The organism is Pseudomonas sp. LTJR-52 (assembly GCF_003691465.1).
GTDB lineage: Bacteria > Pseudomonadota > Gammaproteobacteria > Pseudomonadales > Pseudomonadaceae > Chryseomonas > Chryseomonas luteola.
The window spans coordinates 5480175-5494285 of sequence record NZ_CP033105.1 but is presented as its reverse complement, the minus strand read 5'-3'; the positions used below and the strand labels follow the sequence as shown (position 1 = coordinate 5494285).

The following is a 14111-nucleotide window of genomic DNA, read 5'->3' as shown; positions in this document are numbered from 1 at the left end:
GTGGATTCTCCTAGCGCACGCGAATGCGCGGATCGAGCAGCGCATTCAACAGGTCGGCGAGCAGAGTAAGCACGATGTAGATCAGGGCGATGAGCAGCACCACCGCCTGGACGACAGGAAAGTCATCCCGGGCGATGGCATCCCAGGCTAATTGTCCGACACCTTGCAATGAGAACACGGTCTCGATGACGACCGAGCCGCCGAGCATAAAGCCGAACTCCACCGCAGCTAGGGCCACAACCGGGATCAGTGCATTGCGCAAGGCATGCTTGAACAGGACCCGTCCGGGCCGCAATCCCTTGGCCCGCGCGGTGCGGATGTAATCCGAGGACAGGACGTCAAGCATGCCGGCGCGGGTCAGACGCATGATTGAAGGGGTTGCGTAGTAGCCCAGGACAATGGCTGGCATCACGAAATGCAGGAGCGTCTCGTTGCCGGAAACCGGTAGCCAATGCAGGGTGACCGAAAAGACGACAATAAGCATCAGTGCGAACCAGAAGCTCGGCATCGCCTGCCCGAGAACGGCAATAGACAAGGCCAGTCGATCAATCCAGGTATCCCGTTTCACCGCTGCCAACACGCCGAGGGGAACGGCGATACACAGGGCGATCCCCAGGGACAGGGCACCCAAGCCCAGCGTGATGGGTAACCGTTCGGCGATCAGGTTGATCACGCTCTCCTGAAAGAAGAACGAATTACCCAGGTCGAGGTGCAACAGGTCGACCAGCCATTCGAAATACTGGGTGACCAGGGGTTTGTTCAGGCCATATTCGAGCCGAATCTGTTCGATCTGCTCGCTGGTAGCCTCGGGACCGCCGATCGCAGTGGCAAGGTCGCCGGAGAGATGCAGCAGCGAAAAGCTGATTACCGAGACCGTTAGGGTTACGCATAGCGCGATGCCCAGGCGGCGAAGGAAAAATCCAAGCATGGAAAGCCCTCGGTTCTGTCTGAAAAGAAACCGGCTCGTCGATGACGCCCGAGCCGGGTGCGCGGCGTCAGTTCCAGCTGGAAAGCGTGAAGCGAGGCAACTCGTCCGGATAGGGCGTGAACTTCAGGTCATTGGAATAGGCGTAGTTCATCGAATAGTTGAACAGCGGAGCCCAATAAGCCTGTTCGCTGATGCGTTTGAGCGCCTTGGCATAGGCCTCCTTACGCACCGCCGGATCAGGAGCGTTGTTGGCGCTCTTGATCCATTCCTGGACTTGCGGATCCTTGATGTTGTCATCGGCGTTGCCACCAAACCAAGTACCCACCGAAGCGGAGGCGTCGAGGATAGAGAACGAGCCCCACGCCTGAAGTGATATCGGCACATGGCCGCCACGCTGCTGATCACGCAGCGCGGCGTATTTCAAGTAGCGCAGGTTAGCTTTGATGCCCACCGCTCGCAGATTGCCGAGAATGGCCTCGGCATAGTCTCGATCGCGATAGGCGAACAGCTCGGTTTCGAAGCCATCCGGATAGCCGGCTTCCTTGAGCAATGCCCTGGCCTTCTCAGGATCGTAGCTATACTTCGTCGCCACCGTTTCGTCGCAGCCGAACTGGCCCCGGTAGCAGGCGGCGTACAGCGGTTTGCTTTCGCCTCCCACCAGTTGTGATGACAAGCCCTCGCGGTTGATCGCGTAGTTGATCGCTTGGCGAACCTTCAGGTTGGCCAGCGGCGAATCCTGCGAGGACGTGCCGCGGGCGTCTAGAATGAGAAAGCCGATACGCATGGTGCCGCTGCTCTTGACCGTTAGGTTGGGCACGGCCTTGAGCTGTTCGGCTTGGTCGGGAGCGATCCGCCAGGCCCAATCGATACCGCCAGTCATGAGTTCGGCGAGACGGGTTTCTGGATCGGGGATGACTCGGAAGCGGATATGGCTGATATGAGGCTGACCTTGAGGGCTGTCCTTGAAATAGTTCGGGTTCCTGTCCATCGTCACACCCTGCCCAGGCGTGATCGAGACGGCCTTGTAGGGTCCGGTTCCGATCGGCTTTTTGGCGAACTCGGCTAGCCCTACCTTTTCGAAATAGGCTTTGGGAAACATTGGCACGACGCTGGACAGATATTCTAACGCGGGCGGGAAAGGCTTCTTCATGTGCAGGCGCACTGAATAGCTGCCGAGTTTTTCGGCGCTTTCGATCCAGTCCACGCTCTGCCGGGTTACGACCTTGGAATCCGGTGAGACGGCCCAGTTGAGAGTGAACACCGCGTCATCGGCCGTGAATTCGTTGCCGTCATGAAATTTCACGCCCTGGTTAAGCTCGAAATCGATCGTCTTGTTGTCGACCTGTTTCCAGCTTTTGGCCAGCATCGGCTTGTATTCGCCTGAGTCGGGATCACGATAAATAAGTGTGTCCCAAATCAGGCGACCAAGAATGACGCCTTCACGAACATCGTTGTGATAAGGGCTGATGTTTTCTGGTTCACTGTCCGAGGCATAGACTAGGGTGTCATCCGCCTTGCTGGCATGAGCGGACGTTTGCAGGAAAAACGAAAGCAGCGCGGTGCTGCAGGCGAAACCTTTGAATCCCATGCCGTCGTCTCCGTTGGCGTTATTGGTGCTATCAAAGGCAGGATCGCAATGCGAAAGAGTGAAACTATTAACGTTTCTAATTTTTGCTCAGCTAACTCTAGACGCGGTTCGTGAAATGCCACAAGAATAATATTTAGAAACTTTCATTGCCGAAATGGCATGGCAGGAGGAGATATGCAGCTCTACGGTATGCAATCCACGGCGCTGCGATATTTCCTTGAGGTAGCACGCTACGGTTCGATTAGTGAGGCGTCTTTACGGCTCAACGTGGCGGCGTCGGCTGTCAGCCGACAGATTGCCAAGCTTGAGCGCGATCTCAACTGTTTGCTTTTTGAGCGTCGTGCCCGTGGTATGGTCTTGAGCGAGGCGGGTCATAGGCTGGCAGTTCACGCACGCAAGGCGCAACTGGACGCCGAACAGGTAGTCTCGGAGATCAAGGAGCTGCATGGCCTTCAACGGGGACAAGTTCGGCTAGTGTCGTCGGAAGGATTCGCCCTAGATTTTCTGCCAGCGGCAATCGCGGCGTTTCGTAAGCGCTATCAAGGCATCCGCTTCACGCTAGAGGTTACGGCGCCAGCAAACGCCACGAGCAAGGTCCGAATCGGTGAGGCGGACTTGGCGCTCACGTTCAGCCTATCCCCCGAGCGCGAGATCAAGGTAGAGCACACCATCACAGGAGCGATTCATGCAGTCGTTTCCAACAGGCATCCGCTGGCGGCGCGTGAGGCGGTCAGCCTGGCCGAACTGCAGGCCTACCCCATTGCCTTGCCGCAGAGTGATACCACTATACGTCAGCTGTTTGATATTGCCTGTGCTGCGCAAGGGTTGTATTTCGAACCAGTGCTCACCTGCTCGGCCATCGGGCCGTTATACCGGTTCGCCATGGAGGAAGGTGGCATCAGCCTGGCAAGCCGCATGACTTTGCACCGTCGAGTATTGGACAATGAACTCAAACTGATACCGATTGTTGATGAGGGTATGCAGGCCCGACGTGTCGAACTGCAGAGTATGGCTGGGCGCCTCCTGCCCGCAGCGGTTAAGGTATTCCGGGATTTCCTGATCGAATCGCTGGTTGAAATGACGTGAATGCCCTTTGTCGGAGAACCCTAACCTGACAAGATATGATCTGTGCTCATCAGGTTCTTTTTCCCAACGATTCAGGCGGCCCGGGTTGTAAAGATGGCAATAGGGTTGCCCATCCCTGGAGGTATGTGAATTAATCGCGGTAGCGATAGAGAAGGAAAGGAGCATCAAACATATTGTAGGAATACCATTGATCCTGCACGCCAAGATATACGAATTTTGGAGTATAGTTCCAAAATATTCCTTTATATAAGTTCATTGGCCAGAGGCGATTTTTCATCTTTAGACATAACTCCTCTGCCAAAAAAGAAAATGATGTTTATAGCCCGTACAGAGTGTTATGGCGTCGATATGCTTACGAGTGCCATCTAGGAGGAAACAGTATTCCCCTCAACGCGCTCCAATAGAGGGTTTTTCCTCCCAATTCTCTGGAAAGTGATATCCCATTGGGACTGTGCGATAGCAACTTGTAGTAGAGCTTGATCCATATTGTAGGACTGAGACCAATAGCCTCAGCCGAGTAACTGCTACCCATGACTAAGATGTCTTGACCTTTAAACTCAAGGGCTTCATAGAAGTCATGGGCATGTAAAATACGGCCGCCGAAGCTCTCAAAGTCAGAGTAATAAGGTACATGTGATGTAGAAAAAAGACTACAAGCGTTAATAACGTAGTCGAACTCAGAGGAGCTAACTACATCAGTGCAATGATCATGTATAGTTACAGTAAAAGTTTCTCGCTCTCAATCATAATTACGTAAAGTGCTACTGTGTTAAAGCGAATAGAATCTAGGGACGTACGCTAGCCTTTTTAACATGACCTTTAATGTAATCCCAGAGCACAGCACGTGGCGGGTAGGAAGGAATCGGTCTGCCAATATGCTCATCAAATGTATAGTCCGCAGACTCCACGCATTCTTTAGGACCGTTTAACCACAAGTAATGATACAGACTGCTATGGACGGGTTCACCATTCTCATCCAAACCAGTCCGCCAAGTGTAGTTCCATTGACCGCCCAGTCTTGCTGCTTTCCGTAGCACACTAACTCAGGAGTTTCAGCACCTTTCATCCTGGCGGATTGAAATGCTCTTAGCTGAGCCAAACCGCACGGACCGGCTCTTATACCTTTTAAAGAGCCATGTCCAATGCTGGTTCAGCGTGCAAAATAAGCCTTGGCTATAGGCAATGCAGGCCTACCATCAAATGTAGTAATGTCGGTTAGCCAGATTTCCAGCCAATCGGGGTTTTTTCTAATCCAGTCGGTAGCCAGCGTGACTGGATCCTGTTTGTCCAAAATTCCGACCATGAGCTCACTTTCCATTTGCGTGTCAAAGCGCATATTGCTGATCAATTTCGCCGCATTTGGACACCGTTTAGCATAATCCGGCGAGGTAATGGTATAGACCTTGGCCGCTCCAAAATCAGGGCCAAAGACTTCATCTCCACCCGTAAGGTATGTCATCTTGAATTCAAGGTTCATCGGATGAGGCGCCCACCCTAGAAACACAATCGGTTGTTTGCGAGCTATCGCGCGGGCGACCTGCATGCGCATGCCTGCCTCACTGGACTCGACCAGCTTAAATCCTTTAAGACCATAGTGATTATCTGCCAACATCGTGCTGATAGTGGTATTCCCGCCGCTGCCGGCTTCTATACCATATATTTTCCCACCCAGCTGGTCCTTGAATTTTGCAATATCTTGGAATGAGCGCAAACCTTGCTCGGCCAAGTAGTCAGGTACGGCCAAGGTATATTTGGCGCCTGTCAGGTTGGGTGGTGTGTGCTTGAGGAGTTTACCTTGCTCTACCAGAGGCATCACAGTCGGATCCAACGACGGTGACCAGTAATCTAGAAACGCGTCGATTTTTCCGTTCTGTATGGATGCCAAGGCGATCGGAACGGCTACCATCATGCGTGACGGGCTATAACCGATGGATTGCGCCAACGCCATGGTAATACCGTTATTGGCGGCATTATCCGCCCAGCCCAAGTCTGCGAGGCGTATGGCTTTGCATTGTTCGTGTTCTGCGGCGAACATCGGCCGTAACGTGGAGAGCATCAGACTCGAAATGATCAACAGCAAGCTCGAAATGCGCATAGGGCGCCTCCGCGGGTTGTTTTAATAAGTAGTTAAAGGCAGAGGGCAACGCGTAAAGTAATACGGTCAAACTTTTATTCTGGGCTACGCAATAAAGGCTACTTGTCGATAAGGCACCCGGCGACTGCATCGGAGCTTATAGGGTTCATGCAAAAAACTTATACTTCCGAGTATTAGTAATTAGACGGTAGAAATGATGCGGCACATAGTATGGTTGGCGTTCGCCAAGCACGCTGGCATACCTATCCAGAGCCCATACCATCGCTCGGGCGCCTCCCGTCTCAACAAGCGACGCTCACAATCAAGCCGTCAGAGGATCGAGCCGATACTCGTTGCCTAGGATCTCCGGCTGGAATGGTTTGCGCGAAAATATCCGGCGAACCATCGGCGCGAAATGCGCCAGGTCAGACGTTGGATAGTTTGGATCAAACGACGCTTGGTCCCATCGTTCACAAAACCGGACACACAGCTCGTAGCACGGATGGTCCTTATAGCGGTCACGTTCATTAGGGTCGCCCCCAAAATGATGTGCATAATAGAAGCGCTGGAAAAGGCCGTGATGGTGAATGACCCACGTGACCTCCCCTCGAACGTAAGGTCGGATAATCGAAGCGGCGTATTGGGAGTGATTGTAAGGGGCAAGTTCGTCCCCTAAATCGTGAATCAGGGCTCCCACGATCATCTCTTCATCAGCCCCATCAACCTCAGCGCGTGTGGCAGCCTGGAGCGAATGCTCCAGGCGGTTAACACGGTAACCACTAAGTGTTGACTCAAGCCCAGCAAGGGCGCTCAAGATCCGCTCCGGTAGGGCTGTATTAAACTCGCTTTCGAGGTGTTCCAGGAAATGGTACTCAGCACAGGTACCTTCTTTCATGCTAACGAAGTTAACCTGTTTCATCACGCCACCTCTCGCGTAATCTTCAAACGCTTGAGTACCTCACTGTAGCGCTCTTGGGGGCCATCAAGATCGATGTAACAACCCTGCAGATGACGGCGGCCTTCGCTCGGGTCGTAGCCAGTGCGCCCGTGCAATATCCGGCTGTTATCAAACAGCATTAGCTCGCCTGCTGCCAAGCGAAAGCGCAACTCGTATTCGGGATGGTTAAAGAGTTCTGCGAGGCGCTGACGGGCACGATGGAACGCCACGGTGTCGTCATGGCTCAGTAACGGTAAGCTATCCAACCGAGGGCTATAGTGAACGCCCAGAGTGTTGCCTTCATGATCGGTACTGATCATAGGACGCCATGTCTTCAGCTCCACGCCCTGGTCCACGAAGCGGAATCGAACCGGGGTTTGCTTCAGCAATTCATAGCCCATAGGGTCTTCGGCCTTTAGCGTCTGGACCACGCTCACGCTGTCTACCAACGTCGACAAACCACCCGACGTCTCGTTGAGCAGGCAGTGGAGCAATTGGATACCGGGTACGGGATCTCTATATGGGTTATCGGTGTGAGGGCCAAGCGCAACGCTGCGATACGCCAGGTCGTTGGCCTCTGGCTTGGAGTAGACCTCAAAGTATCGGCCAAAGTTGGTTTCTTTGATGTAGCCAAATTTGCTGCCAACGGTCAGCACTTGCTCGCGGCTATTAGGCACATTATTCAGGATGATGAATCTATACCGAAGGTAACTGGCCAGCGCAGCACCAAAATGCTTGTCCTGGTCCATTTTCTCCCAATCATGCCGTACCTCCGCCATCTGCAGGTCGCTTTTCCAGCCCACCACCTCCCTGTTAGGTTTCGCATCGCTGGCTTGCGCCCAGATTTCATGGCTACTGTAGAGCGCTTGGTGGCCGTCGCTGAAAGTAATAAGTGCCTGGCCGTCTGCCTTGTACTGAAGACAGGCAAGTGTCACACCCGCATCGATTCGATGGGAGTCGAAGAGGCGCTGTTGAGTGCGCGGGTCTGTGGCCTTGGGATCAGGAGTATGCTCGCGCAGCCAGAGTGCAGAGAGCTCGACGTCACCATCGCTAAGGCTAACCCGGACAGAAGGCGGTGAGACAATAAAGGTCACTGGAAAAATCGACATAAGAGATAGCCCTATGTGATAAAGGTGCCCCTATTGTTTGAGGGAAACGCTGGCTCGAAAACACTCGTTTCCCTTATTGTCCACATGCAAAATACTTATAGGGCTCTAATATCATGAAGAAGGCAGGGAGATAGGTCTGATGGTCGATGATGCGTTACCCTCCATCCGGTCACTTGAGGCCTTCGAGGCAACCGTAAGACTTGGCTCCATGACTGCAGCCGCTCGAGAGCTAGGACGGACACAACCCGCAATCTCTCAGCAGATTCGCTTGCTGGAGGAGACGTTGGGTGGTCCCTTGTTCAATCGCCACACCGGGCCATTGGCCCCAACGCGCGAGGGATTGCTCTTGCACCAAGAGGTTAGCCCCTTGCTGGCATCGCTCACTGCCGCCATTCAACGTACGAGCAGTCGCTTCAATCGGCAGGTTCCTGAAATCACGATCGCAGCGAACTTTGGTTTCACTCACCTCTGGTTGCTCCCGCGGCTACCCCTGCTTCAAGAAACCTTCGCAGATATCCGTTTCTCGCTGGTGCCCGATGACAGCGGCACCCCGACCCTCAGCCGAGAGGCCGATATCGCGATCACCTTTGATCAGCAAGCTCCGTCGGCCCGTGATGAAATCCTGCTCGCAGAAGAAGTAGTCTTCCCTGTTTGCAGTCCAGCCTTCGCGCAAGCGATGGGGCTCGGTGCGCGTTTGACCAAGCAGAACCTGGAGAGCTGCACATTACTTCATATGGATGAGCAAAACCGCCGATGGCTTGATTGGACCAGCTGGGGAATCATGGCAGGATATGGTGCTGTTCACCGGTACAGCGGTTTTGCATTTAATAACTATCCGCTGCTATTAAATGCAGCCTTGGATGGGCAGGGTTTGATGCTTGGTTGGAGTGCGCTCGTCAAAGACCAAGTCGAGCAAGGCGCCTTGCTGGCGTTTGAACCTCAGGTGACCCGGGCAGGATATGGCTATTTGTTAAAAAGCCATAAATCCAAGAATACCTTGGTCAAGCCTGTTATTGATTGGTTAGTAAAGCAATTTATGCCAATGCATTAGGCCAAGAAATATCTGGAAGCTGTCCCGAGAAGTTACACACTGACAAGGCTGCTGTCGGATTCTACCCCGTTAGCATGGACACTTTCGCGTAAGCTCACACCAAGCTGAAGGAGTGTTCACGTCCAAGCGCAAGAAATACAGCCCCGAATTCAAGCGGGAAGCTATCGAGCTGGTTCGTCGTTCACGGTCGAGCTGCCGTCAGGTGGCTCTGGAGATTGGTGTTGCTCCCAACCTGCTCACCCGCTGGGTTAGGGAGGCACAACCAGGCACAGAAAAGCCTTTCCTGGGACGGGAAGCCCGCGAGATGAGGAACTTACTCGCCTCAAACGCAAGCTGGCCCGAGTAACCAAGGAACGTGATTTTTAAGAGATGCGGCAGCGTACTTTGCCAGGGAGTCATCGAGCGGTACGCGGTGATCCAGCGCTGCCGCAACGAGTACCCGGTACAGCTGATGTGCCGTTGCCTGAAGGTTTCTGCTCGCTTGGCAGGATCGATAGCCAAGCCCACGTGCTCAAGAGAATGCGCGTCTGGCGAGGCGTATTCGCAAGATTCACGAGGACAGCCATGGTGTGATCGGAGCGCCACGGATGCGCGAGGATCTGCTCGACGAGGGCGAAACCGTCAGCCTGAACCGCGTTGCTCGCCTGATGGCCGCTGAGCGAATTCAAGGCTGGCCACGCTGGAAGATGCGTGGCTTTGGAAGAGTCGCCAACGGCCGTCCAGCAGGCGTGAAAAACCTGCTGGAGCGCGATTTCACCGCGCAGGAACCGGAGCGCAAGTGGGTCACGGACATCACGGAAATAGCCACACTGGAAGGCAAGCTCTTCCTATGCGTGGTGCTCGACCTGTACAGCAAGCTGGTGATCGGTTGGTCGATGCACTACCGTCAGGATCGGCAGATGGTGATCCGCGCGGTGGAGATGGCAATCTAACAGCGCCAGGGTGACATGTCGGTGATCCTACATTCAGATCGCGGTAGCCAATTCACTAGTGCTGACTACCAGCGCTTTCTGAATCGCAACACACTGGTCTGCAGCATGAGTGCCATCGGGCATTGCAGCGACAACGCTGCCTGTGAAGGCTTCTTCGGTCAGCTCAAACGGGAGCGCGTTGTCCATTAGTCGTATCGAACTCGTGATGAAATCTCTTCGATTACATCGAACGCTTTCATAACCCACGAATGCGTCGTAGAGTTGCCCGACAAGATCTGAAGTTTTCAGCCCTTTTCAAACCGTCCGTAGAAATGGGGTTGCCCTGTTTGATTCTATAGCCGATCTTTTGCCGCGTTTGCAGATTTGACGGTCCATACGAACGAGAAGAGCGACACTACTCCAGAAGCTGCTGCTATGTATTCAGCCGGTCCCCAAGCCTTGATTCTCTCCATAAATGTGATGGAGTTAATATTTCACCCTCGAACCGGCGTAAATAGATCACTGTTATCAGTGGCACCTTGGCAAAGGAATTGGTGCCATAGAGATTTCTAACCGTTTTGGTAAGATCTGCTACCGGGTCCTTAGATCCCTTGGCCAGCATCAAGTGATTGAGGTGAGCATGTTCCGCCAACATCTCTTCCTTGGATACGACGTGAACGCTACGCACCGCCGTGGTACCCATTTTCTCGCGTGTGGTGTTCAACAAGCCTATGGTGTCGCCTCCCTTACACGGTTGAACCATACCCACTAGCCGAAAGGTGTTGAACTGCCCCTAGGGTCTGCCAGGGACTTAAAGGGGATCACAGAGCTGAGTTTGGCTATTCCTCATCAAGCATGTTGGCCCTTTACCGCAGCTGTCACAAAGCCATTCTTCATGTAGTAGGCGCCGTCCTCAAGTCGCTTCAAGAACCGCAGATTCGCGCTAATCATCATTTCCTGCAGAGGCAAAAAGAGCGGGACTATGTCCGCTCCCCTTTGTGTCCATCGGCCAACATGGTGTCGGCTGATTTGTTTAGGTAATGAATAGCTACTTTCGTGAGGTGCTGATTTCTACCAGCTTGCCATCAATGAATCGCAATGTTCGGTACATACCCCCGTCAGGCCCATACTTCCAATTTTCAACCATAACCGCATTCTTAAATGGCCGACCGTTTTGGCCTGTGGCTGGAGTAATCACTTGTTTGCTGGACGGTTGGCCGCATTTGCGCAGAACTTCAGCAGAGGAATCTCCCTCTTCTACAAGAGATGTCCCGCATCTCATTGATGCTAGGGAGCTAGTGCTACTTAAAGCTAGGGCAATTCCTAACATCCAAACATGCTTTTTAGTCAGTAGCATTTGCATTCCTTAGTCACAACTATGGGCCGATATTACGGCCCATAGTTTGTTTCTCTAAAATGTATTAACCAGCGGCCTTCATGGCTTGAAACAGAAGAGACATTCCACAAGCACCGGCTGAGTTCACACTAATGGGGCAGCGGCTTCAACGGCGCGTTGCAGATGATTTCTCGAATCTGGCGTTGCCCCTAACGGAGCACCATTAAGCTCAGCAGAGAACTTTTTAGTCGCTGCCGCTTGAATAGCAGATACTAACAGACTGATATCAGTAGCTTGAGCTGTGTTTACGCCGATTGTGCTATTAGGACCAGCTGCTTGTGCAGCTGTTAGCAGGTTGTTGCCCGTGAGCTGCGCTCCGTTGAATGTAGCGGAGAACTTCTCATTACCTACTACATTGAGAACATCGACCAAGTAGTCAATGCGCGAATGCCTGCGCTGTATAAACGCTGATAGTGGTGTTTGCGCCAGCTGCTTGAATGGCTTTTATCATTGTAACCCCAAAACTTGTTAAAGCCCTTTCCGAACCCGGAAGCTATCAGGATGGCCGGGGCCTTCAGCTTCGCATTTCTGCCCAGCTGCGCAAGAGCTGGATCTTTCGCTACATGATCAATGGCCGGCGGCATGATCTTTCGGTGGGCAGCTATCCAGCAGTCTCTCTGCGTGAGGCGCGCCTGACGGCAGACAAGTACCGTCTTGAAATCTCTCGTGGGATCAACCCGGTCCTTGGGCGCCGGAGAGCGCGTGAGGGCAAATCCTCTGAGAAGCTGGAATCCAAGACCTTTCAGACTGAGGCTGCCCGCTATATTCGTACACACTCGCCCAGCTGGAGCACCAAGCACTCGCAGCAGTGGCAGAACTCACTGGCAAAGCATGTCTTGCCCGTGATTGGCTCAATGCCTCTTGCCGAAGTCGATACCGATGATGTCCTGGAAGTGCTGGAACCTATCTGGAGCGTTATCCCGGTAACGGCCAGTCGCCTGCGCAACCGTATTGAACTGGTCCTCGATGCGGCCAAGGCCAGAAAGCTAAGGGAAGGGGAGAACCCGGCGCGCTGGCGCGGGCACCTGGACAAGCTCCTGCCCAAACAGGGCAGCAGGGTCAAGCCGTTTGGCTCGTTGTCTGCCGAGGATACCGCCCAGCTCATGCATCGGCTCGATAGTCTTGAGAGTGCTGCAGCACGCGCAACAGAGCTCATGATCCTGACCGCAACCCGTAACAGCGAAACCTGTGGCGCACGCTGGTCCGAGCTGGATCTTGAGCACAAGCTCTGGACTATTCCGGGCGAGCGCATGAAGACGGGCAAGACACATCGCATCCCGCTTACCGAGGCCATGATTGAGGTGATCAGCCAGCAGAAGGGCCAGCATCCGGAGTGGGTTTTTCCCAACAGCCGCCGCACGGGCTGCATTCCCGGCAATGCCATTGGCCGCCCATTGGATACCTTAAAGGTTCACATGGCAGTGCCGCATGGCTTTCGCGCAACATTCAGAACCTAGGCGGCGGAAACCACGAATTATCCTCGCGAGGTCTGCGAGATGGCGATGGCGCATACGCTAAGCAGCAAGGTGGAAGCAGCCTATAACCGTGGGGATTTGCTCGAAAAGAGGAGGGGATTGATACAGGAGTGGAGCGGTTTTCTTGATACCCGCCACAGCCGTGTCTACGAGTAGAATTGGGACCATCCCACGATAGAAAGGCTAACAAAATAGAATCCATAGCATACGATTTCACCGATCCGACTTCCTCCCTTGATGCCTAGGTAGGCTCTCTTGAGTGGAAAGTACGAACTCACTAGGGCAAGGATCAAACATATACCAGCAACATCCGTTGGTGTTGGCGTCATGTTGAACGAGGCGTAATCACTCCATGCGAAAAGCAAAAAACTGACGGTGTAACTCCCGTAACAGATCAGCATCACCGATGCCGAGTCCCCCTTTGACACCAAGCAGGGCCTTTTTCAGAGGAAAGTATGTGCTCAGTACTGCAAGCACAAAACATACGCTAGCTATGTTCACTACTGTTGTTTCGTTCAAGCTATGTCCTTCAGTGTCTCAACGTACCGGCAAACGAGCTAGTCATCGCAACCACAGCCAAAACACCTCGCCACCTTAACTATCTTGCCACTCCCGAACATGCCAGGACATGACAATGGCTGGACAACACAGGACTCCGATGGCGAAGTAACGCGTAATATGGTCAGGGTCGCCCGCAGCGGTTGTACCGAGGCAATTCAAATAAACAGCCTCGTAGCGAATGCCGACCCAGATAGCCAGTACCACCCAAAGCACAATAACCGACCACCCGACGAGGAGCTTGAGCAAAAGGCTGGTAGTTTTCACATGTTTGCCCTCTGGTTAGGTTTAGCAGGGCTCGCCCAACTGACGAGCAAGTCTTTCTAGAGTAGAGCCGTCCAGCCTCTTAGTTTTACCGCTGCGTCGTAGAAGCAAATGGACCAGACTTTTTGCCCCTATGTATGTCGCCAAACTATGGAAAGAAATTGATACCCCAAAGATTCACATTATCGTCTGCCTTCCACGCGTGCTAAGGCTACTCCAAGCGCTGCACAGGGGCCTATCCAGAGCGCTAAAACCACAAGCAGCAGCCATTTGACCCTGTCCCCATACCTGTCTTCAAATTCCTGATGGGTAGCAAGAATATGGTTCTGCTTCTTTACTGCTGCGGCATGGTATTTAAAAAAAAGAATCCTCTGTGAGGCTTTTGCTATACGACTGCTCGTAGTGTTCGAGGCTAGGCAACTCAGGCAGGACAGGCATGGGTCGAGTCTGCTCTGGACTCTGAAGACTTTTGCCGCTACCAGCACCGCTGTCCAGCAATCCATCAGGGACGCCCGCGTACCGATCATGATTGGCGGTGACGACAGTCTGCTGTTTCCAGTGGCCAAGGGGGGGGCATGATGCACTGCCGGGCCGCATCGGCATCATACATTTCGATGCACATCTTGATCTGATGGACGAGAGCGAAAACAGGGCCGCTACAGCCAGTCCAGCGGCATGCGTCGTTCACCTGAACTAGACCGTATCGCTGCGCAGGACTGCATCCAAGTCTGTGA

General features: G+C 53.4%; 14 protein-coding genes and 2 pseudogenes. 7 read left to right on the top strand and 9 right to left on the bottom strand.

Features of this window, described 5'->3' with window-relative positions; genetic code table 11:
- Window positions 1-10 precede the first annotated feature (10 nt).
- The gene (locus EAW52_RS25545) at window positions 11-928 is read right to left on the bottom strand and encodes an ABC transporter permease (protein ID WP_122044629.1); all 918 of its coding nucleotides are present in this window, start codon (window positions 926-928) and stop codon (window positions 11-13) included.
- Between the two features lie 67 nt (window positions 929-995).
- Window positions 996-2516 (bottom strand): ABC transporter substrate-binding protein, encoded by a 1521-nt coding sequence (locus tag EAW52_RS25540; RefSeq protein WP_122044628.1) that lies wholly within the window; start codon window positions 2514-2516, stop codon window positions 996-998.
- Window positions 2517-2690: 174 nt separating this feature from the next.
- Here EAW52_RS25540 and EAW52_RS25535 point away from each other — a divergent pair, with 174 nt between their 5' ends.
- Window positions 2691-3602, top strand: a complete 912-nt coding sequence (locus tag EAW52_RS25535) for a LysR substrate-binding domain-containing protein (RefSeq protein WP_122044627.1) — start codon at window positions 2691-2693, stop codon at window positions 3600-3602.
- Window positions 3603-3762: 160 nt separating this feature from the next.
- On the opposite strand, the pseudogene EAW52_RS27095 reads toward EAW52_RS25535, so the two are convergent.
- The 4 genes and pseudogenes from EAW52_RS27095 to EAW52_RS25520 form a co-directional block, all read right to left on the bottom strand.
- A pseudogene (locus EAW52_RS27095) lies at window positions 3763-4722 on the bottom strand (NAD(P)/FAD-dependent oxidoreductase); the annotation flags it as partial.
- Between the two features lie 30 nt (window positions 4723-4752).
- Window positions 4753-5697, bottom strand: a complete 945-nt coding sequence (gene choX / locus EAW52_RS25530) for a choline ABC transporter substrate-binding protein (RefSeq protein WP_122044626.1) — start codon at window positions 5695-5697, stop codon at window positions 4753-4755.
- A 301-nt stretch (window positions 5698-5998) separates the two neighbouring features.
- Window positions 5999-6595, bottom strand: coding sequence for an HD domain-containing protein (locus tag EAW52_RS25525; RefSeq protein WP_122044625.1), 597 nt, complete (start codon window positions 6593-6595; stop codon window positions 5999-6001).
- Window positions 6595-7722, bottom strand: coding sequence for a TauD/TfdA family dioxygenase (locus tag EAW52_RS25520; protein WP_122044624.1), 1128 nt, complete (start codon window positions 7720-7722; stop codon window positions 6595-6597). The genes EAW52_RS25525 and EAW52_RS25520 overlap by 1 nt, the downstream gene beginning before the upstream one ends.
- A gap of 139 nt (window positions 7723-7861) precedes the next feature.
- Between EAW52_RS25520 and EAW52_RS27090 the strand changes: the two are divergent.
- The 4 genes and pseudogenes from EAW52_RS27090 to EAW52_RS27080 all read left to right on the top strand — a co-directional run.
- Window positions 7862-8050, top strand: a pseudogene (locus EAW52_RS27090) (LysR family transcriptional regulator); the annotation flags it as partial.
- 39 nt (window positions 8051-8089) lie between these two features.
- Entirely contained in the window at window positions 8090-8773 is a 684-nt protein-coding gene (locus EAW52_RS25515) for a LysR substrate-binding domain-containing protein (protein ID WP_256680694.1), read from the top strand.
- Between the two features lie 112 nt (window positions 8774-8885).
- Window positions 8886-9119 carry a transposase gene (locus tag EAW52_RS27085; RefSeq protein ID WP_372238876.1) on the top strand — a complete coding sequence of 78 codons (234 nt, stop codon included), beginning with the start codon at window positions 8886-8888 and terminating at the stop codon, window positions 9117-9119.
- A gap of 223 nt (window positions 9120-9342) precedes the next feature.
- The gene (locus tag EAW52_RS27080; RefSeq protein WP_372238875.1) at window positions 9343-9705 is read left to right on the top strand and encodes a DDE-type integrase/transposase/recombinase; all 363 of its coding nucleotides are present in this window, start codon (window positions 9343-9345) and stop codon (window positions 9703-9705) included.
- A 33-nt stretch (window positions 9706-9738) separates the two neighbouring features.
- On the opposite strand, the gene EAW52_RS27075 is transcribed toward EAW52_RS27080, so the two are convergent.
- Both EAW52_RS27075 and EAW52_RS25500 read right to left on the bottom strand, forming a co-directional pair.
- The gene (locus EAW52_RS27075) at window positions 9739-9891 is read right to left on the bottom strand and encodes a hypothetical protein (protein WP_372238874.1); all 153 of its coding nucleotides are present in this window, start codon (window positions 9889-9891) and stop codon (window positions 9739-9741) included.
- A gap of 841 nt (window positions 9892-10732) precedes the next feature.
- Entirely contained in the window at window positions 10733-10966 is a 234-nt protein-coding gene (locus tag EAW52_RS25500; protein WP_256680869.1) for a DUF2845 domain-containing protein, read from the bottom strand.
- A 551-nt stretch (window positions 10967-11517) separates the two neighbouring features.
- On the opposite strand from EAW52_RS25500, the gene EAW52_RS25495 reads away from it, so the two are divergent.
- A complete protein-coding gene (locus tag EAW52_RS25495; RefSeq protein ID WP_256680693.1) occupies window positions 11518-12537 on the top strand; it encodes an integrase arm-type DNA-binding domain-containing protein in 1020 nt (339 codons plus the stop codon).
- A gap of 612 nt (window positions 12538-13149) precedes the next feature.
- Here EAW52_RS25495 and EAW52_RS26155 read toward each other — a convergent pair.
- On the bottom strand, window positions 13150-13380 hold the full coding sequence (locus tag EAW52_RS26155; RefSeq protein WP_162997743.1) for a hypothetical protein: 231 nt from the start codon (window positions 13378-13380) through the stop codon (window positions 13150-13152).
- 532 nt (window positions 13381-13912) lie between these two features.
- On the opposite strand from EAW52_RS26155, the gene EAW52_RS27070 reads away from it, so the two are divergent.
- A complete protein-coding gene (locus EAW52_RS27070; protein WP_218567914.1) occupies window positions 13913-14074 on the top strand; it encodes an arginase family protein in 162 nt (53 codons plus the stop codon).
- The last annotated feature ends 37 nt before the right edge of the window (window positions 14075-14111 follow it).